20 protein-coding genes are annotated in these 19245 nt (G+C 70.9%); 12 read left to right on the top strand and 8 right to left on the bottom strand.

The window, feature by feature from the left end; genetic code table 11:
• Positions 1–18 precede the first annotated feature (18 nt).
• From IC605_RS16450 to IC605_RS16430, 5 genes are all read left to right on the top strand, one after another.
• The gene (locus IC605_RS16450) at positions 19–1176 is read left to right on the top strand and encodes an ABC transporter substrate-binding protein (RefSeq protein ID WP_216326618.1); all 1158 of its coding nucleotides are present in this window, start codon (positions 19–21) and stop codon (positions 1174–1176) included.
• Between the two features lie 267 nt (positions 1177–1443).
• Positions 1444–2331, top strand: coding sequence for a branched-chain amino acid ABC transporter permease (locus IC605_RS16445; protein ID WP_216326615.1), 888 nt, complete (start codon positions 1444–1446; stop codon positions 2329–2331).
• The gene (locus IC605_RS16440; RefSeq protein WP_216326612.1) at positions 2328–3335 is read left to right on the top strand and encodes a branched-chain amino acid ABC transporter permease; all 1008 of its coding nucleotides are present in this window, start codon (positions 2328–2330) and stop codon (positions 3333–3335) included. Before IC605_RS16445 ends, IC605_RS16440 begins: the two co-directional genes overlap by 4 nt.
• Positions 3332–4129 (top strand): ABC transporter ATP-binding protein, encoded by a 798-nt coding sequence (locus IC605_RS16435; protein WP_216326609.1) that lies wholly within the window; start codon positions 3332–3334, stop codon positions 4127–4129. The genes IC605_RS16440 and IC605_RS16435 overlap by 4 nt, the downstream gene beginning before the upstream one ends.
• The gene (locus IC605_RS16430) at positions 4122–4874 is read left to right on the top strand and encodes an ABC transporter ATP-binding protein (protein WP_216326606.1); all 753 of its coding nucleotides are present in this window, start codon (positions 4122–4124) and stop codon (positions 4872–4874) included. The genes IC605_RS16435 and IC605_RS16430 overlap by 8 nt, the downstream gene beginning before the upstream one ends.
• 576 nt (positions 4875–5450) lie before the next feature.
• Here IC605_RS16430 and IC605_RS16425 read toward each other — a convergent pair.
• Positions 5451–6272: an SDR family NAD(P)-dependent oxidoreductase gene (locus tag IC605_RS16425; RefSeq protein WP_216326604.1), complete on the bottom strand. Its 822-nt coding sequence runs from the start codon at positions 6270–6272 to the stop codon at positions 5451–5453.
• Positions 6273–6422: 150 nt separating this feature from the next.
• Here IC605_RS16425 and IC605_RS16420 point away from each other — a divergent pair, with 150 nt between their 5' ends.
• Positions 6423–7007, top strand: coding sequence for a TetR/AcrR family transcriptional regulator (locus IC605_RS16420; RefSeq protein WP_343216641.1), 585 nt, complete (start codon positions 6423–6425; stop codon positions 7005–7007).
• Positions 7008–7324: 317 nt separating this feature from the next.
• Here IC605_RS16420 and IC605_RS16415 read toward each other — a convergent pair whose 3' ends face one another.
• Positions 7325–7849 carry a hypothetical protein gene (locus tag IC605_RS16415; protein ID WP_216326600.1) on the bottom strand — a complete coding sequence of 175 codons (525 nt, stop codon included), beginning with the start codon at positions 7847–7849 and terminating at the stop codon, positions 7325–7327.
• 110 nt (positions 7850–7959) lie between these two features.
• Here IC605_RS16415 and IC605_RS16410 point away from each other — a divergent pair, with 110 nt between their 5' ends.
• Both IC605_RS16410 and IC605_RS16405 read left to right on the top strand, forming a co-directional pair.
• On the top strand, positions 7960–9324 hold the full coding sequence (locus IC605_RS16410; RefSeq protein ID WP_216326598.1) for a cytochrome P450: 1365 nt from the start codon (positions 7960–7962) through the stop codon (positions 9322–9324).
• Between the two features lie 88 nt (positions 9325–9412).
• Complete coding sequence (locus IC605_RS16405; protein ID WP_216326596.1) at positions 9413–9640, top strand: hypothetical protein; 228 nt, start codon at positions 9413–9415, stop codon at positions 9638–9640.
• A 25-nt stretch (positions 9641–9665) separates the two neighbouring features.
• On the opposite strand, the gene IC605_RS16400 is transcribed toward IC605_RS16405, so the two are convergent.
• The 3 genes from IC605_RS16400 to IC605_RS16390 are packed head-to-tail and all read right to left on the bottom strand — an operon-like array spanning position 9666 to position 11196.
• Positions 9666–10622 carry a tyrosine-type recombinase/integrase gene (locus IC605_RS16400; protein WP_216326594.1) on the bottom strand — a complete coding sequence of 319 codons (957 nt, stop codon included), beginning with the start codon at positions 10620–10622 and terminating at the stop codon, positions 9666–9668.
• The gene (locus tag IC605_RS16395; RefSeq protein WP_246580950.1) at positions 10619–11011 is read right to left on the bottom strand and encodes a type II toxin-antitoxin system VapC family toxin; all 393 of its coding nucleotides are present in this window, start codon (positions 11009–11011) and stop codon (positions 10619–10621) included. Before IC605_RS16395 ends, IC605_RS16400 begins: the two co-directional genes overlap by 4 nt.
• A gap of 11 nt (positions 11012–11022) precedes the next feature.
• A complete protein-coding gene (locus tag IC605_RS16390) occupies positions 11023–11196 on the bottom strand; it encodes an AbrB/MazE/SpoVT family DNA-binding domain-containing protein (protein ID WP_216326592.1) in 174 nt (57 codons plus the stop codon).
• 219 nt (positions 11197–11415) lie between these two features.
• Between IC605_RS16390 and IC605_RS16385 the strand changes: the two genes are divergently transcribed.
• Genes IC605_RS16385 through IC605_RS16370 form a run of 4 tightly spaced genes read left to right on the top strand, consistent with a single transcriptional unit; the run spans position 11416 to position 16199 of the window.
• Entirely contained in the window at positions 11416–12330 is a 915-nt protein-coding gene (locus IC605_RS16385; RefSeq protein WP_216326591.1) for an acetamidase/formamidase family protein, read from the top strand.
• The gene (locus IC605_RS16380) at positions 12327–13715 is read left to right on the top strand and encodes an APC family permease (protein WP_216326590.1); all 1389 of its coding nucleotides are present in this window, start codon (positions 12327–12329) and stop codon (positions 13713–13715) included. Before IC605_RS16385 ends, IC605_RS16380 begins: the two co-directional genes overlap by 4 nt.
• A 1-nt stretch (position 13716) precedes the next feature.
• The gene (locus tag IC605_RS16375; RefSeq protein ID WP_216326589.1) at positions 13717–15060 is read left to right on the top strand and encodes a glutamine synthetase family protein; all 1344 of its coding nucleotides are present in this window, start codon (positions 13717–13719) and stop codon (positions 15058–15060) included.
• A complete protein-coding gene (locus IC605_RS16370; RefSeq protein ID WP_216326588.1) occupies positions 15060–16199 on the top strand; it encodes an amidohydrolase family protein in 1140 nt (379 codons plus the stop codon). Before IC605_RS16375 ends, IC605_RS16370 begins: the two co-directional genes overlap by 1 nt.
• Here the strand turns inward: IC605_RS16370 and IC605_RS16365 are convergent, their stop codons facing one another.
• The 3 genes from IC605_RS16365 to IC605_RS25405 form a co-directional block, all read right to left on the bottom strand.
• The gene (locus IC605_RS16365; protein ID WP_246580946.1) at positions 16200–17333 is read right to left on the bottom strand and encodes a cytochrome P450; all 1134 of its coding nucleotides are present in this window, start codon (positions 17331–17333) and stop codon (positions 16200–16202) included.
• 123 nt (positions 17334–17456) lie between these two features.
• Entirely contained in the window at positions 17457–18917 is a 1461-nt protein-coding gene (locus IC605_RS16360; RefSeq protein WP_216326587.1) for a hypothetical protein, read from the bottom strand.
• A gap of 237 nt (positions 18918–19154) precedes the next feature.
• The coding region (locus IC605_RS25405) for an IS3 family transposase (protein WP_343216646.1) at positions 19155–19245 on the bottom strand (91 nt) is incomplete at its 5' end.

Raw genomic sequence — 19245 nt, 5'->3', positions numbered from 1 at the left:
CGCCACAAGGAGTTCCCCATGCGCACAGTCACCCTCTTTACCCTCAGCCTCGCCCTGCTCGGCGCCGCCCAGGCCCAGGGGGGCACGATCAAGATCGGCGCGATCACGTCGGTCACGGGCCGTTTCGCCGAGTTCGGCAAGATGCAGCTCGCGGGCTTCAAGGTCGGCGTCGAGGAGGTCAACCGCCGGGGGGGCGTCCTGGGCCGGAAAATAGAACTCGTCATCGAGGACAACGCCTCGGACGTGAACAAGGGCCTCGCCGCCGCCGAGCGGCTGGTGAACGCCGGGGTGCCGCTGGTGCTCAACGAGTACTCGTCGAGCCTCGTCAAGGCGCAGGCGCAGTACCTCGCCCGCCAGAAGGTCCCCGCGCTCGTCTTCAGCTCCAGCGGCGACGACATCACCAAGCCCGGCAACGACTACGTGTTCCGCCTCAACCAGCCCGCCACCGAGTACGCCCGCGTCATCCTCAACATCTTCCGCGACCACAAGTTCAAGACGATGGCGGTCATCGCGGGCACGGGCGCCTTCGAGAAGAGCGTGGCCGACGCCGCCCAGGACCTCGCCAAGAGTTACGGCATCCAGATCGTCGAGGACCAGCGCTACGACAAGGGCCTGACCGACTTCCGCCCGGTCCTGAACCGCATCAAGGCGAAAAACCCCGACGGCATCCTGATGGTCTCCTACGCGGAGGATTCCGTCGCCCTGATGCGTCAGGCGCGCGAGGTCGGCGTGAAGCCCCGCCTCTTCGCCGGGGGCGCGGCGGGCTTCGCGCTGCCCGAGTTCGTGAAGGACGCCGGGAGCGCCGCCGAGAACGTCGTCACCGCGACCGCCTGGATTCCGCAACTGCGCTACGCGGGCACCCAGAAGCTCAACGTGGAACTCAAGAAAGCGCTGGGCGGCCAGGACCCGAGCTACCACGCCGCCCAGGCCTACGCGGGCGTCCTCGCCGCCGCCGAGGCGATCCGCCGCGCTGGGGGCACCGACCGCGAGAAGGTGAAGGCGGCCCTGAACTCCCTGACGATGCAGACCGCCTTCGGGCCAGTCCAGTTCAAGGACTACGAGGGCTTCCGCAACCAGAACCCGCTGGCGATGGTGGCCCAGCAGGTGCAGGGCGGGGCCTTTGTGCCCGTCTATCCCAAGACGGTCGTGCCGCGCACGCTCAAGTTCGAGCGGTGAGGGGCGGGGAGGAGTTTTTCTCCCTCGCCCCTGGCGGGACTGGTCCAGCTCCGAAGGAGAGAGGGCCGGGGTGAGGGGGCGACGGGGCGAACTTCAACGCCGAGAAGATGCCTTCCCCCTGCCTGCTGGCTTCTCGACGCCCATCCCGCTCACCCCCTCTGCAAGCAGCTCTGCGAGTCCCAGCCTCTCTCCTCAAGGGGGAGGAGCAAAAAGCTCTTCTCTCGCTTTTGCTCCTGATCACCCACCCCTTCCCCTCCCGGAGCCCACATGGACCAAGCTGGCCTCACGGCCCTGATACAGACGCTCGCGCAGGGGCTCCTCACCGGGGGGCTCTACGCCCTGATCGGCACCGGCCTCAGCCTGATCTTCGGGGTGATGCGGGTGATCAACTTCGCGCACGGCGACTTTCTCGCCATCGGCATGTTCATCACGCTGGCGCTCTTTCGCACCTTCGACCTCGACCCCTACCTCAGCCTGCTCGTGGCCGCGCCCGTGGGCTTCGCGCTGGGCTTCGTGATCCAGCGCCTCGTCCTCGCGCGGCTCGGCGACCGGCTGAGCGAGGGGAGTATGCTCGCCACCCTGGGCATCGGCCTGATCATCAGCAATACGCTCCTCCTGACCTTCGGGGCGCAGCCGCAGAACATCAACGTCCCCTACGCGACGAACACCTTCCAGCTCGGCGGCGTGCAGGTCAGCATTCCGCTTCTGATCGCGGGGTTGGGCACGGCGCTCGCCATCGCGGGGCTCAACCTGCTGCTCTACCGCACCGAGCTGGGCCGCGCCATCCGCGCCACCGCGCAAAATCCGCTCGGGGCGGAATTGCAGGGCGTGAAGACCGCCCACATCCAGGCCATCGTCTTCGGGCTGGGGGTGGCCTTCGCCGCCGTCGCGGGGGTGCTGCTGATGCCGCTGCTCTACGCCTTTCCCACCGTGGGCGAGAACTACACCACCAAGGCCTTTATCGTCACCGTCCTCGGCGGGCTGGGCAACCTGCCGGGCGCCGTCGCGGGCGGGCTGGTGCTCGGGGTGGTGGAGTCGCTGGGGGCTTACTACATCAGCAACAATTACCGCGACGCCTACGGGCTGGTCGCCTTCCTGCTCGTGCTGCTGCTGCGCCCCGAGGGGCTGTTCGGGCGGACGGTGAAGCGCGTATGACGACGACCGCGCCCCTGAGTGCCGCCCGCCCCCGGGCGCTGACCTTCGGCAACGTGTGGCTGAGCCTCGCCCTCCTCGCCGTCATGCTGCTCTACCCCTTCGTGTTCGGCAAGGCGCTGAACTTCGGCGTCTCGACCCTGATCTTCGCGGGGCTGGCGATGAGCTGGAACGTCCTCGGCGGCTGGGCCGGGCAGCTCAGCCTGGGGCACGCCGCCTTCGTGGGGGTGGGCGCGTACACGATGACGCTCCTCGCCACGCCCGAGCGCGTCCCCGCCTTCCTCGGCGGCCCGGTCGCCCCGTGGTGGGGGGCATTGATCGGCATGGGCCTCGCCGTGCTGCTCGCCGCCGTGTGGGGGGCGCTGACCTTCCGGTTGCGGGGCAGCTACTTCACCCTCTCCACCATCGCGGTCGCGCTCGTGCTGCGGCTCGTCGCCATCAACTCCGAGTGGACGGGCGGCTCGGAGGGCCTGTTCATGCCCGAGCTGCCCACCTTCCTCGGGCTCGACCTCTTCGACCGCCGGGTGGAGTACGGCCTCGCCCTCGCCTTCGTGGCGCTGACCCTGCTCGTCACCCACCTCCTGCGCCGCTCGCGGCTGGGGTACGCCCTCCAGGCCGTGCGTGAGGACGAGGACGGGGCGCGGGCGCTCGGGATCGACCCGGCCAGGATGAAGCTCGTGGCCTTTATGCTCAGCGCCGCCCTCACGGCGCTGGGCGGCAGCCTGTACGCGATCTACCTGCAAGCCTTCGAGCCGCACACCCTGCTCGAACTGCCCGTCTCGGTGCAGATCGCCCTGATGGCGATCATCGGCGGGCGGGCGAGCATCCAGGGGCCGGTGATCGGGGCGCTCCTGCTCGCCACCTTCGGGGAGGTCTTCCGCACTGTGTTCGCCAGCGCCAACCTCCTGATCTACGGGGTGCTCATCCTCGCCGTCACGCTCTTCGCCCCGGACGGCATCCTGGGCCTGTTCCAGCGGGGCGGGCGCAAGCTGGGGACGGCGCGATGACCACGCCCTCCCGCACGCCGCCGACCCTGCCCGAACTCACCGAGTTCCCCGGTCAAATCGTCCACGCGCCGGGGGGACCGCCGCTGCTGACCGCCGAGGGCGTCACCGTGCGCTTCGGCGGCGTGACGGCGGTGAAGGGCATCAGCCTCGCGGTGCGGCCCGGCGAGATCCTGGGGCTGATCGGCCCGAACGGGGCGGGGAAGACCACCCTCTTTAACGCGCTCACCGGCTTCGTGCGCCCCAGCGCCGGGCGGGTCACCTTCGCCGGGCGCGACGTGACCCACGTCCAGCCGCAGGCCCGCGCCCGGATGGGCATGGCCCGCACCTTCCAGGTCGAGCGGCCCTTCGAGGACCTCAGCGTGCTCGAAAACGTCCTGGTGGCGGCCTTCCTGCGCCACCGGGGCCGGGAGGCGGAGGACCGCGCCTATGCCGTTCTCGAACGGGTGGGCCTCGCCGACCGGGCCACGCAGCCCGCCTCGCAGCTCAACCTCGCCCGGCGCCGCCGCCTCGAACTCGCCAAGGCGCTCGCGCTGGAGCCCCGGATGCTCTTTCTCGACGAGAGCATCGCGGGCCTCAACCCCCCCGCCCAGCAGGAGATGGTGGCCCTGATCCGCACGCTCGCCCAGTCGGGGCTCGGCATCGTGATGGTCGAGCACATCATGCACGTGATCATGTCGCTGTCCGACCACGTGATCTGCATGGCCTTCGGGGAGCTTCTGGCGGAGGGCCATCCCCAGGCCGTCGCCACCCACCCCGACGTGGTGCGGGCGTACCTCGGAGACGACCATGACTAGCGTTCGGCCCGCGCCCGTGCCCGCCCCCGTCCGCGACCGCGTGCTCAGCGCCGAGGGCCTGGAGGTCGCCTACGGGGAGGTGCAGGTCGTCTTCGGCGTCGGCCTGCACGTGGACAAGGGGGAACTCGTCGGACTCGTCGGCGGCAACGGCAGCGGCAAGAGCACCATCCTGCGCGTGCTCTCGGGGATGCTGCGGGCCCGCGCGGGGACGGCCACCTACCGGGGCCACAACCTCAACGGGGTGCCGCCGCACAAGATCACCGACCTCGGCGTGGCGCACGTGCCGATGGGGCGCCAGCTCTTCGGGCAGATGACGGTGGAGGAAAACCTGCTCATGGGCGCCTACCTCCCGCGCACGAAGGCGAACCGGGCGGCGAACCTCCAGAAGGTCTACGACTTCTTCCCGCGCCTGACCGAAAAACGCCTCACCCCCGCCGCCGCCCTCTCGGGGGGCGAGCAGCAGATGGTCGCCATCGGGCGCGCGCTGATGAGCGAGCCCGAAGTCCTCCTGATGGACGAGCCGAGCCTGGGCCTCGCCCCCCTCGTCGTCTCGGAGGTCATGCGGGTGATCGGCTCGCTGCGCGAACTCGGGCTCACGGTCCTCCTCGTCGAGCAGAACGTGCGGCAGGTCCTCAAGGTCACCGACCGCACCTACGTCCTCGAACTCGGGCGCCTCGTCAAGGAGGGCCCCAGCCGCGAGCTGATGGGCGACCCGGACATCATCAAGGCCTACCTGGGCGTCTGAGGGCGAGGCCCGGCGCTCGTGTGGTGCGGGGTTTCGTTGGGAGGTCTGGTGTTCTGTGGCGGCGGGTGGGCGGTTGTTCTCCCCCTGCGGGACTGGGCAGAGAGGGCCGGGGTGAGGGGACGACGGAGGAAGCGCCGGCGCGGGCAAGCTGGCCTGTCTTGTCTTCCCGTCGCGCCGTGAGTCGCTGGCGTTCACCCCCCTATCTCCCCCATCAAGGGGGAGGAGTGGGCGAGGCGACCTGCTCGCGTCAGCGTTACGGACGTTCGGGCCATCGGGCCGTACTCCTCTCCACACGGAGAGTTGCGCAGCAGAGGGGGTAGACCGCAACCGCCATGCGGCGCGACGGGAAGGCAGGCCGTTTCGGAGTGATCCGAGAGTCGGAACAGTGGACGACGCCGGTGATCTCAACCACGCTTTGCGCGACGTTGCGAAGCTCTCTCGCCATTCAATGCGACTCCGCAACAGTGTTTCGCAATACGAGAACTGCGTGTCCTCCGCATCGGCGGAACGGACTCGAAAATGACCGTTTCCGCACCGTCGGCGTCTGGCCGGGGCCGACCCGTGCCGTGCCTCCAGTTAGCCTTGCGCGGCGTTGGAGACGGCCTCCCAAACTTCCCAGGTAGCGAGGCGCTCAGCATATGTGGCACGTACCCAGGGCAGATTCCCACTCCCCAGGAAGAGCCGCAGCGGCGGGTGCTCGGCGTCCACGAGCGTCAGGATGGCGGCCGCCGTCGCCCGCGGGTCGCCCTGCTCCTGGCTCGACAGGCCTGCCATGACCCCCTGCCGAAGCTCGGCATAGGCGTCCAGGCCCGGCGCGACCCGGAGCGAGGCGGGACTCCCGAACTCGGTGGCGTAGGCCCCGGGCTCGACCAGGGTCACCCGGATGCCGAAAGACGCCACCTCCTGCGCCAGACTGTCGTGCAGGGCTTCAAAGGCCCACTTGGACGCGCAGTAATAACCGATGAGCGGCAGCGCCACCAGGCCGACGCCGCTGGAGACGCCGAGGATGTGCCCGCCGCCCTGCTGCCGCAGCAGCGGGAGGGCCGCCCGGACGACCCGCAGGGCCCCGAACACGTTGGTCTCGAATTGAGCGCGCACGTCGGCCTCGCTCGCCTCCTCAATCGTGCCTACCAGCGAGTAGCCCGCATTGTTGACGACCACATCGAGCCTGCCAAACTGAGCGTGAGCCTGCTCGACGGCCCGCTGGGCCTGATCGGCGTCGGTTACGTCGAGCGCGAGGGGGAGAACAGCGTCCCCGAAGCGCCCGGCGAGGTCGGCGACGCTCGCCACGTCGCGGGCCGTGGCCGCGACCCGATCACCCCGTTCGAGGGCGGCCTCGGCCCAGAGACGCCCGAACCCGCGGGATGCGCCGGTGATGAACCACACTTTGCCGTTCATGTCTTCCTCCTTGGCCTGCCGAGTTCGTCGTGACCGGGGATGGTCTGGTCACTGGGCGTCCGTTCGGGTATGCTGAAAAGCGGAACACCGTTCCAAAAGAATACGGAATCATGTTCCGTTTGTCAAACCTGGCAGAGGGGAGCGGCTGAAGTGACGGAAATTGACGAGAGGGCAGGGAAAGCAGGCCAGTCCAAGCGGGCCGACGCCCGGCGCAACGAGCAGACGTTGCTCGACGCCGCCGCTGCCCTCTTCGTCACGTCCGGCGTCGAGGTGCCGGTGCGGGACATCGCGCTCAAAGCCGGGGTGGGGGTGGGCACGATCTACCGGCACTTTCCGACGCGGGCGGACCTGATCGTCGCCGTCTACCGCCACCAGGTCGAGGCCTGTGCCGAGGCCGGTCCACGGCTCCTGGCGAGCAGCGCCAGTCCCTACGGGGCGCTGGCGAAGTGGATCGACCTCTTCGTGGATTTCCTGACCACCAAGCACGGCCTTGCCGCTGCGATGCGGGCGGATAAGGCCGGTTTCGACACGCTGCACGCCTACTTCCTCGACCGTCTCGTGCCGGTGTGTGCTGGATTGCTGCGCGCCGCCGCGGAGGCTGACGAGATCCGCCCCGACGTCGAGGCGTTGGAACTGATGCGCGGCGTGGGCAACCTCTGCATCGGTGCGGGCGACCCCCACTACGACGCCCGGCGCCTGGTCGAATGGCTCGTTGCCGGACTCCGCCGATCCTGAGCGTGATCGTCCCGTGTGGCACATCGGGCGGATAGCCGACCTGGCTGCTCCCCGCCCGTCCAACCCTGCCGCACCAACTGTGATCTAAGTTTCTAGCGTCATCCGGCACTCTTCCTCTGGGGTTCCCCCATCTTGTGGGTGACGAAGGTGGTCACACGCCCCCTTCCTCTCCGCCAGGAACTCGGCCATCAGGCCGCGTCCGTCCTCACGGGTGAGGCTTCCCGTCGCTGCCCCGATCAGAGCCGCCCTTGCCAGGCGGGGGGGCGGTGGGATGAGGCGGGGCACGCGGATGTTCCTGCCCGGCGCGTCGCCCGCACTCAACCCTCGTCCGCCCGCCCGGCCTCGTACCGCCGGGCGGCGGCGCGGGCGAGCGCCCAGCCGCTCAGAACCGGCGGGGGCGCGGCCGAGCAGCTCGCCAGCTCCCGCAGGGTGAGCCCCAGTTCCTGCGCCTCCCCGTGGGCGGCGCGCAGCACCCCGCCGAGCAGGTCGCGCTCGCGGGCGGGCAGGGGAGAGCGGCCCGCCCGGCCCCGCAGCCGGGGCATCGCCTCCCCGGGGGCGAGGCGGTCCAGCCACGCGCCGCGTTCCGGCAGCCCCAGCCGCGCCCACCACGCCACGGCCTCCGGGGGCGCCGGGACCTCCGCGAGTGCCGCCGGAACGGTCACCCCCTCGTCCGGGCACGCCGGGCACCGCCGCAGCCGGGGGTGCGCGGGCCATCCGCGTTCCAGCAGCCGACCGAATCCCGCGCTCCCCGTGAAGCCCGGCACCAGGTGGCCGCAGGCGAGCACCTCCATGTCCCCGCTCACGCCCAGCACCCGGCGGTGGGTCCCTCGCCCCGTCGTCACGCGGACATGGTAGCGGCCCCGCCCGCCCAGCGGGTTGCAAACGCGAGCAAAGGCTCGGATACTGGGCGGGTCAGGCGGCGCGCGGTGTTGGCGCCGCCCGGAGGTGTCCTATGACCCAGCCTCACCCCGCCCCGCACACCCTGCCGCTCCCGCCCCGCCCCGAGGCCCGGCCCGGCGGCGAGGGCGCGGCGAACCCGCTGGAGACCCTGCCCGCGCTCGCCCGGGCGTACGGCGACCTCGTGTTGATCGGCAAGACCGAGGAGGGCGCGCCCATGTGCCTGGTGAGCGACCCGCACCTGATCGAGTTCATCCACGTGCAGACCGGGCGGCTGTTCGACAAGGGGTACCAGAACGCCGCGATCAACACGCTGCTGTTCGGCAACGGCCTCGTGACGAGCGAGGGCGACTTCTGGCTGCGGCAGCGCCGGATGGTGCAGCCCGCCTTCCACCGCGAGCGTATCCAGGCCTACGGCGAGGTGATGGTGGACGCCGCGCGCCGGTACGTGGAGGGCGTGCGGCCCGGGGAGACCCGCGACGTGCACTCGGACATGATGCACCTGACCCTCGACATCATCACCAAGACGCTGTTCGACCTGGAGATGGGCGAGCGGGCTGAGCCCTTCGAGCGGGCCATGAACGACATGTTCGAGGCTGACGTGCTGCTCCGGTCGGCCCTGCGGGGCGGCGAGGAGCACCCGGAGGCGTTCGCCGCCTTTCAGGACGCCACCTCACGCATCGACCGCTTCGTCGCCGACCTCATCCGCGAGCGCCGGGCGGAGGGCGGGGAGGACCGGGGCGACCTCCTCTCCACCCTGCTCGCCGCGCAGGACGACGAGCGGCGCGGCATGACGGATCAGCAGCTCCTCGACGAGGCGAAAAACCTGATCATGGCCGGGCACGAGACGACCGCCAACACCCTGACCTGGGCGTGGTGGCTGCTCTCCCGCCACCCCGAGGCCGAGCAGCACCTGCACGGGGAACTGGACCGCGAACTCGGCGGGAGGGTGCCCACCCTCGCCGACCTGCCCCGCCTGACGTACACGACTCAGGTCGTTCAGGAGGCGATGCGGGTGATCCCGCCCGTCTGGACGGTGGGCCGCCGCGCGCGGGCCGACCTGGAGCTCGGCGGCCACTTCATCCCGGCGGGCACCGCCCTGGTGATGAGCCAGTGGGTCGTCCACCACGACCCGCGCTGGTACGACGCGCCCGAAGAGTTCCGCCCGGGGCGCTGGGCGGGCGACCTCGAGAAGCGCAATCCCCGCTACGCCTTTTTCCCCTTTGGCGGGGGCCCGCGCGTGTGCATCGGCGAGAACTTCGCCCGGATGGAGGCGCCGCTGCTCCTCGCCACCATCGCCAGCCGCCACGCCGTGCGGGTGGTGCCGGGGCCCCCGGTCGAGATCGAGACGGCGATCACCCTGCGCCCCCGGGGCGGCCTGCGGGCGACCTTCGAGCCGCGCGGCGGCGAGACGGCCTGACGGCGGGGCGGCGCGCGGCCCCAGCCCGCAGGTGACCGCCCTGGATGTGACAGGGCGGTGACAGCCGCGGGCCTAGGCTGGGCGCACGATGCCGGGAATCGCTCCTCCCCCCCAAGCCGCCCACCGGAAGTTGCATGACGATCCCCAGTTCGCCACGATCACCGTCGGGGCCGGGTGGTCGGTGCGGGTCGGCGACCGGGTGCTCTGGCGCTGGCAGGACCCCGCCGAGGAGGTCTGGTTGGTCACCCAACTCCTGCGCGAGCCCGGCCCCGGCAGCGTCGTCGGCCACAAGGTGGTCGCCCGGCGGGTGGGGTAGGGCCCGCCCCTCCCCGCAGTCCGCCTCAGTCCCCCCTCAGCGACAACCCCAGCCTGTCGCCCGGCGCCTCGGCGAGGTCCTGCTCGACCCCCAGGTAGACCTCGGTGGTCTGGAGGCTCGCGTGCCCCAGCGAGAGCTGAATCTGGTCCAGCGGGGCCCCGCCCCGGTGCGCGAGCTTGGCGAAGGTCCGCCGCAGGTCGTGGGGGGCGAGCCGCACGCCCTCCAGGTCCTCCGGGGTGAGGCCCGCGTGCCCCAGCCGCTGGCCGTACTTGCGGACGATCAGGGCCACGGCCTCGTGCGAGAGCCGCCCGCGCGCGAGCACCTTCTCCCCGCGCGGCGCGGTCGGGCGGAAGACGTGCCCGCTCGACAGCCCCGCCGCCCGCGTCCAGGCGTCCACGGCGGCCTTGCACCACCCTGGCATCGGCACCGTGCGGGTGCGCCCGTGCTTGCCCGTCAGGTCGAGCACCACCCAGCGTCCCTCGCGCCGCGCCAGATGGTCGAAGGTCAGCGCCACGAGTTCCGAGCGCCGCAGCCCGCAGCCCAGCAGCACGGCGAGGAGGGCCCGGTCCCGCAGCCCCCGCAGCGTGGTCACGTCGGGGGCGAGCAGGAGTTCTTGCGCCTGCGCCTGACTCAGCCACGTGCCCGTGCGGCGCCCCTGCCGCCGGATCCCCTTCACCCGCGCGATGGCCTCCGCCTCGAACGCGCCCAGCAACCCGTTGTCCGCCGCCTCGCGCACGAGCTTGCGGATGGCGGCGAGCCGCACGTTCACGCTCGACGGCGCGAGCCCGCTCTCCACCAGTCCCGCGACATACCGCCCCACCACGGCCTTGCTCAGCGGCGGGCGCCCCTGTTCCTCCCACCACGCAAGGAAGTCCGTCAGCGCCCGCCGGTACGCCTTTTTCGTCAGCGGCGAGGGGACGGAATCGAGGACGAGCTGGACGGGATCGGGGACGGTGGAATTGGTCTGGGGAACGAGGGTCATGTGGGAATCCAGTCCTCCAGGCGGAGACCGGGCACCTGCGCGAATTCGCGGGTGTGGTGGGTGACCAGCGGAAGATCGTGGGTCAGGGCGGTTGCGGCAATTTGAAGGTCAAGGGGGCCGGTGGGCGTGCCCAACCGCTCCAGATGGTGGCGAAGGCGCCCATCCTGGTCCGTCACCTGGCTGTCGAAAGGCACGATCTCCATCTGGGCCGAGAGGTCGAGCACGGCCGCGAGGTTGTGCTCTGGCCGCCCGCTCCCGTGCGCGCCGTCAAGCAGCTCCGCTTCCGTCACGGCGCCGATGCCGACCTCGCCAGGCCTCAACGCCTCGAAGCGGGTCCGCACCGTCGGGGGGCGACTTCGGACGAAGACGCAGATGTTGGTGCCGAGCAGATAACGCAGGCTCAGAAGACTTCACGCTCCTGCGGCCGCCCCCCCGGGAGAAAGTCACCCTGGATGTCCGCCAGGGCGTCGAACGCCGCCCATGTCGCCTCAGGGCGCAGCGGGCGCAGGATCAACGTCCCACCCCGCCGAACCACCTGGGAGTTCCCACGTTTGAACACCTCCGTCGTCGCCACGTCCCCTCCGTATCCTCACCTGAGTGTATCCGTTGCCCTCCCCCGTTTGTTCTTGATCTAAGGAACCTTCTCGGTAGTTCAAAACAGGATGGGGAAGAGGGCGGGCCCCGGGCTCCGGGCGGTGACCCCCGGCCCGGGCAGACGTGCTATAAGGCGGCGAAAACGAAACCCCCCCGGCGGCCTCCACCTTTTTTCCCTTCACAGCGACAGGAGAAACGGATGACGACCTTCACCGTGCCCCGCGACCACCTCGTCTACGCGATGGACCCCGCCAATCCGCCCGCGCTGCGCGTGCCGGGCGGCAGCCTTCTCGTCTTCCAGACGCGCGACTGCTTCGAGGACCAGATTCAGGACGCCGGGGCCGCGTTCACCGCGCTCGACTGGAACCGCATCAACCCCGCCACCGGCCCGGTGTACGTGGAGGGCGCCCGGCCCGGCGACGCCCTCGCCGTCGAGATTCTCGACATCCGGGTCGGCCCCCGGGCGGTGATGGTGACGGGCCCGGGGCTCGGCGTGGAGGGCGACGCGCTCGAACACCCCACCGTCCGGGTCTTCCCGGTCGAGGACGGGGGGGTCACGGTGAGCGGCGTGCGGCTGCCCCTGCGCCCCATGATCGGCGTGATCGGCACCGCGCCCGCCGAGACGCCCGTGCCCAACGGCACCCCCGGCCCCCACGGCGGCAACATGGATACCACCGTGATCCGGGCGGGGAGCCTGCTGCTGCTGCCGGTGAACGTGGAGGGCGCCCTCCTCGCCCTCGGCGACCTGCACGCGGGCATGGGCGACGGCGAGGTCAGCGTGTGCGGGCTGGAGGTGCCCGGCGAGGTGACCCTGCGGGTGACGGTCGTCCCTCAGTGTCCCTGGCCGCTGCCGATGGTGCAGACGCAGGCCCACCTCTACACGGTCGCCAGCGCCCTGACCCTCGACGAGGCCGCGACCCTGGCGACGAAGCACATGAGTGCGTTCCTCCAATCGGAGGCCGGGCTCTCCCGCGCGGACGCCATCGGGCTGCTGAGCGCCGCCGGGAACCTTCAGATCAGCCAGGTCGTGGACCCGCTCAAGACCTGCCGCTTCGAGCTGGGGCTGGACGTCCTCGCGCAGCTCGGGGTGGAGCCGCCCCGGGAGCGGGTGTGAGCACCGAGGGCGTGGGCGGATCACCCCTCCCGGCGGACGAGCGGGTGGGTGTGGAGGAGTTCGGCTACCGCCAGGAACTCAAGCGGGCGCTGTCCTTCCGCGACCTGCTCGTCTACGGGATGATCTTCATGGTCCCGATTGCGCCGTTCGGCATCTTCGGGTACGTGCTCGACGCGAGCCGGGGGATGGTGGCCCTCGCCTACCTCGTCGGCATGGTCGCCATGTTCTTCACGGCGATGAGCTACCGGGCGATGTCGCGCGACTTCCCGGTCAGCGGCAGCGTGTACGCCTACGCGCAGCGCGGCATCGGCAGGGCGGCGGGCTTCTTCGCGGGGTGGCTGATCCTGCTCGACTACATCCTGATCCCGGCGCTGCTGTACGTCGTGAGCGCGGCGGCCCTCGCGCCCCTCTTTCCCGCCGTGCCCAAGGCGGCGTGGGTGGTGGGGTTCCTGCTCGTCGGGATGGTGGTCAACCTGCGCGGGGTGGAGCTGACCGCCCGCGCGAGCCGCGTCTTTCTGGTGCTGGAGCTCACCGTCCTCTTCGCCTTCCTGCTCGTGGGGCTGATCGCGCTCTACAGCGGGGCGGGGGCGGGGCGGCTGACCCTCGCGCCGCTCTACCAGCCGGAGGTGCTGACCCCTGCCGTGATCGGGGCCGCCGTCTCGGTCGCCGCGCTGAGCTTCCTGGGCTTCGACGCGATCAGCACCCTCAGCGAGGAGGTGAAAGACCGCCGCCGGGGCACGGTGGGCCGCGCGACCCTCGCCGCGCTCTTCCTGATGGGGGGCCTGTTCATCCTGCAAACCTGGGTGGCCGCTGACCTCAGCCGGGGGCTGACCTTCCGGTCGCTCGACACCGCCTTTTACGAGGCGGCGGCGGTCGCGGGCGGGAGCTGGCTGGCCCTGCTCACGGCGGGGGCGACCGCGCTGGCCTGGGGCGTGGCGAACTCGCTCGTCTCGCAGGCCGCGATCAGCCGCATCCTCTTCGCGATGGCGCGCGACCGCCAGTTGCCCGCGCCGCTCGCCCGCGTCCACCCCAGGTTCAAGACCCCCCACGTCAGCATCGTCCTCGTGGTGCTCGTCTCGCTCGTCGTCGCGCTGGCCTTTCTCGACAACGTGGCGCTGCTCACCAGCCTCGTGAACTTCGGGGCGCTGACGGGCTTCCTGTTCCTGCACGCCTCGGTGATCGTGCACTTCTTGGTGCGGCGGGGCTCGCGCAACTACTTCAGCCACCTGCTGCTGCCGGGTGTGGGCTTCGGGATCATCGCCTACGTGCTCTACAGCATGGGCGCGGCGACGTGGCTGCTCGGCCTGGGCTGGCTCGCGGTCGGCGTCCTGTACTACCTCGTCTTGACGCGGGTGCTGCGCCGGGACACGGCGCTGGAGGTCTAACGTGCGCGACCTCGACTGGCCCGACCTCGCGCCCGGGGGCGTTCAGTGGGTGCGGGTGCACTGGTGCGACCACGCCAACGTGATCCGCGCCAAGGCCGCCCACGTCGCCCTCCTCGACCCCGACGCGGGGCTGCCGGGCGGCATCGGCCTCGCCGCCGCGCAGATGGCCCTGCCCGTGATGTTCGACGCGCTGGCGCCGGGCAGCGGTCTGAGCCCCGTGGGTGAGGTGCGCCTCGTGCCCGACGGCAGGACCCTGCGGACGACCGCCCTGCTGCCGGGGCACGCCCTGGTGCTGGGGGACCTGCGGCGGGAGGACGGCCAGCCCTGGGAGCACTGCCCCCGCGACTTCCTGCGCGGGCAACTGGGCCGCCTGGAAGCGTACGGCCTGACCCTCACCGCCGCCTTCGAGAACGAGTTCTTCCTGCTGCGCCGGGACCCGGAGGGGCGGCTCGTTCCCGCCGACCGCACCGTGTACGCGCAGACGGGGGCGTTCAACGCGCACCTCCCGTTCCTCCACGACCTCACCGCCGCCCTCCTCGACCTCGGCCTGACGCCCGAGCACCTCTACCCGGAGAGCGCTCCCGGCCAGATCGAACTCGCCGTGCGGTACAGAGTCGGGGTGGACGCCGCCGACCAGCAAATTTTCTTCCGGGAGGCGGCCCGCGCGGCGGCGGGGAGGCACGGCCTCGTCGCCTGCTTCCTCGCCAAGGTGTCGGAGACGGCGGCGGGCAGCGGGTGTCACATCAACCTGGGATTGCGGGACGCGGGGGGACAGGACGCGCTCGGGGACCCGGACGACCCGGACGGCCTGAGTGCGGCGGGCCGGGCCTTCATGGCGGGCATCCTCGCGCACCTCCCGGCCCTGACCGCCGTGACCGTGCCGCTGCCGAACGGGTACCGCCGTCTCAAGCCCCACTTCTGGGCGGGCGCGTACTGCGCCTGGGGGGTGGGCAACCGCGAGGCCGCGCTGCGGGTGACCCGCCACGGGGGCCGCGTGACCCGCTTCGAGGTGAAGGCGGCGGACGGCACCGCCAACCCCTACCTCGCGCTCGGTGCGCTGGTCGCGGCGGGGTTGGGCGGCCTGGAGCGTGATCTCTCCCTCCCCCCCGAGGCGACGGTGGACCCTGCTCTCCTCGGCGAGGCCGAGCGCGAGGCGGCCCGGATGTTCCCCCTGCCCGCGTCCCTGAGCGCGAGTCTGGACGCCCTCGAGGCGGATACGGTGCTGCGGGCCGCCTTCGGGGAAGCGCGGCTGCGGGCGTACGTGGCGGTCAAGCGGCTGGAGGGGGAAGCCCTGAGCCCCCTCTCCCCCGAGGAAGAACTGGAATTGCTCGCGGAGCGGTACTGATGACGCCCGACGCGCTAGCCGAGCACGTCGCCGCCCTCCCCATCCTCGACCACCACGCGCACGGGCTGTACCCGGAGGCGCTGTGGCGCGCGGAGCCCATCGAGCCGTACTTCACCGAGTCCGCCGACCCGGAGATTCTGGCGCGGCACGTTCCCCACAACCTGTATTTCCGCCGCTCCATCCGTCACCTCGCGGAGCTGTACGGCTGCGATCCCACCCCGGACGCGGTGCGGACGGCCCGGCAGGCGCAGGACTACCCGGCCCTCTGCGCCCGGCTCATGCGGGAGACGGGCATCTCCCTGCTGCTGATGGACGACGGCATCTGGCAAGGTCGCCTGCTGACGGTGGAGCAGATGAACGCTCTGCTTCCCACCCGCCGCGTCGCCCGCATCGAGGCGGAAGCGGCCGCGCTGCTGCGGGAGGCGCCGGACGCGAGGGTCTATCTGGAACGGGTGGAGGCCCACTTCGACGCCCTTGCCCCGGGTCTCGTCGCCCTCAAGAGCATCGCCGCCTACCGCACGGGGCTGGACATCACGCGGCCCGAGTTGTCCGAGGTGCAGCGTGATCTCGATGCCCTCTTGCGGGAGACGCCGGAAGACAGGACGCCCCGCCTCAATCGAAAGGCCCTCCTCGACGCCACGTTGCACGCGGCCCTGCGCGCCGGTCTACGTCACGGCCTGCCCATCCAGTTCCACACCGGCTACGGCGACCCGGACCTCGACCTGCGCCTCGCCAACCCCCTCCACCTGCGCGCCCTGCTCGAAGACCCGGAGTTGCGCGGCCTGCACGTCGTCATGCTGCACGGCTACCCCTTCATCCGCGAGGCGGGCTACCTCGCCAGCGTGTACCCGGGGGCGTGGCTGGATGTGGGGCTCACCATCCCCTACACGAGCACGCACGGAATGGTGACCGCCTGGCACGAGAGCCTGCACCTCTCTCCAATCACCAAGGTCCTGTTCAGCACGGACGCCCAGCGGACACCCGAGATGTTCTGGCTCGCCGCGCGCGCGGGACGGTCCACCCTGACCCGCGCCCTCGGGGAGACGGTGGAGGCGGGCGACCTCTCCCCGGAGGAGGCACGCTGGGCCGCCCGGCGCCTCCTGCACGACAACGCGGCGGAGCTGTACAAGGCGGACTGATTACCCGAAGGTGACGGGCAGCCGCTTCACCCCCGAGACGATCTGGCTGGGGATGGGATCGAGCACGGTGCCCGGCTCCACCCGCAGGTTCGGCAGGCGGTCGAGCACGGCGGAGAGGGCGACGCTCGCCTCCAGCCGCGCGAGCGGTGCTCCCAGGCAGAAGTGCACCCCGTGCCCGAAGGCGAGGTGCCGGTTGGGCGTCCGGGCCGGGTCGAAGGTGGCGGCGTCCCCGAACTGCGCCTCGTCGCGGTTGGCCGAGCCGATCCAGGCGATGACGGGGCTGCCCTCCCGGATAACCTGCCCGCCCAGCTCCACGTCCTGCGCCGCTACCCGGAACATGGACTGGACCGGCGAGCGGAAGCGCAGCGACTCCTCAATCGTCGTCGGCAGCAGACCACGGTCGGCCCGCACCCGCCCGTACGCCCCCGGCGCGTCCTCCCAGCACAGCACCGTGTTGGCGAGGAGGTTGGTCGTCGTCTCGTTCCCCGCCACCAGGAGCAGCACGCAGAAGCCGAGGAGTTCCTGGGTGCTCAGGTGCTCACCCTCCACCTGCGCGGCGATCAGCCCGCTGATGAGGTCCTCGCCGGGGTCGTGCCGCCGCTCCTCGATCAGCCGCCCGAAGTAGGCCGCCATCTCCCGGCTGCCGCTCATGTTGCCCGTCACCACCGCGTCCGACCAGCGCTTGAAGGCGTCGCGGTCGGAGGCGGGAATGCCCAGAATCTCCGCGATCACGATGACGGGCAGCGGGTAGGCGAGGTCGAGGACGAAATCCATCCGCCCCGCCCGCTCGACCTTGGAAAGCAGCTCGTCCACGAGTTCGGCGATGCGGGGTTCCAGGGCGCGGACCTGCCTCGGCGTGAACGCCTGCTCGACGAGGGCCCGCAGGCTGCGGTGCCGGGGCGGGTCGGTGGAGATGATGCTCGACGACAGCGCGCTTTCGGGATTCTCGCCGCGGGGGCGACCCCGCTCGGAGGAGAAGTTCTTCCACTCGGAGAGGGTCCGCTGCACGTCCGCGTAGCCGAAGACCATCCACATCCCGGACTGGGGGTCACGGACGACGGGCGAACGCTCGCGCATCGCCGCGTACCAGGGAAAGGGGTCGAGGAGGGAGTAGCGGGGTTCGGTCACGGTCATGGGTGGGGTCCATTCTGGAGGAGAGGTGCGGAGGTGGGTGGGAGGCCACCCGGTCTCCTGGAATACCCCCGCGCGCCTCCGCCGTTCGTGTCCCGCCTGACCGTAGAGGCCCGGCTCTCGTCCTCAGCACACCTGCACGGTCTCGATGCCGAGCAGGGCGCCGAGCTTGTGCACCCTCTCCGCGACGTTCCCCACCCCCACCGCGCAGTGGTGCGCCGGGCCCTGCGCGTTCCACGCCTCCACGAAACGCCGCGCGCCCGGCGGAAAGCGGTAGCGGCTGTTGGTGTTCCCGATCTCCAGGATCGGGCCGGGCACGCTCTCCCCCTGCGCCACGAGGAGCATCAGCCCGCTCCCCCGCTCGACGACCGAGAGCAGTGTCACCGGCCCGTGCTGCACGCTCATCTCCACGCTCAGGCCCCGCCCGACCTTGCCGTGGTAGACCGCCAGCGGCCGGACCTTCGTCTTCCCCTGCGCGATGCGGGTGTGTCCGGGGCCGTCGTGCCCCATCAGCACCACGTCGTCGTCGAAATCGAGCGCGTAATACTCGGTAAAGGACCCGCCCACCCCCAGGGTGTCCATGATCTTCATCGCCTGGGCGTTTTTCACCTCGTACTCGCCCGCGACCGGAACGCCCCGCGCGGTCAGGAGCGAGCACCCCAGGATCACGGAGCCGATCACGTCCTCGTTCTCGTGCCCGGGGACCGAGTGGGCGTAGTACGCCAGAGAGCCGAGGTGGTGCCGCTCCACCAGCCGGTCGAGGGCGACGGACGTTCGCGCCGCCCGCTCCAGCTCCGCCGGGTCGCAGTCGGGCTGGAGGTCGAACTCGGCCGCGAACTCCGCCAGCTTCGCCCGCACGTCCTCGCCGCCGACCCCGCGCCGCAGCTCCGCCAGCTCGTCGAGTTCCACGATCTGGAGGTGGGTGCCGAAGGTGACGGCCTGGAGCGTCGTGTCGGTCGAGATGTCGAGCATCCCGTTGTAGGAGTGCCCCATCAGCCCCAGGCGGTTGTGGCTCATGACGTGCGCCACCCGCGCCGCGTCGAGCCAGCCGTCCACCTCGTTCCAGACGTGCGGGTCTCCCTCCAGCACCCCGGTCACCTGGTGGAAGGAGACCCCCGCCCGCCGGAACACGTTGGCGATCTCCGGCACCGGACACGCCGAGCAGAAGGCCAGCCACTCCCCCGTCATCCGCGTGCGGTCGCCCAGCGCGCCCAGGCCCGCGTAGTCGATGGCCGCCCCCGGCTGGAGGTTGAGGATGACCACCGGCACCCCCGCCCGCCGCACGACGGGAAGCACCGTGGAGGACAGCGCGTACGTCGTGACGTGCAGGAAGATCAGGTCCACGTCCGCGCGGCGAAAGGCGTGCCCGGCCTCGGAGGCTTTCTCCGGCGTGTCGATCAGGCCCAGGTTCACGACCTCCACGTCCGGGCGCGTCAGCCTGCGTTCGACCTTTCCCACGTATCCGTGCAGCCGCTCCTCCAGCCCGGGGAACTGCGGCCAGTACGTGTCCAGGCCGATGCCGAAGAGGCCGACCTTCAGGGGCGAGAGGGCGCGGGTGCTGGCGGGCGGGGCGGCTGCGGTCGTCATGGGACCTCCCGGGTGGAGGAAAGGCCGCCACCGCCCGGGGGTGGACGGTGACGGCGGGGCGGGGACGGAACTTCAGAGCGTTTGAGATAGAACGCTGTCATGCTGAGCGCAGGGGAGCATCTCCGATATGCCGGGTAAGACCCTTCCCTTCGTTCAGGGTGACCCTTCCGCCGTCAGACGCGCTCAGAAGTTGAACTTGTCGATGTTTGGGCCTGCCCCGATATTGCGTAGTTGAAGTTAAGCGGCTGTAGCTTGGCGTTCGAACTCCAGGGGCGTCAAGTACCCCAGGGTGGAATGGCGGCGCTGGCGGTTGTAGAAGACCTCGATG

It is taken from the genome of Deinococcus aestuarii (genome assembly GCF_018863415.1).
Taxonomy (GTDB): Bacteria; Deinococcota; Deinococci; order Deinococcales; family Deinococcaceae; genus Deinococcus; species Deinococcus aestuarii.
The sequence above is the reverse complement of the archived record's forward strand: the minus strand, read 5'-3'. Positions and strand labels throughout refer to the sequence as shown.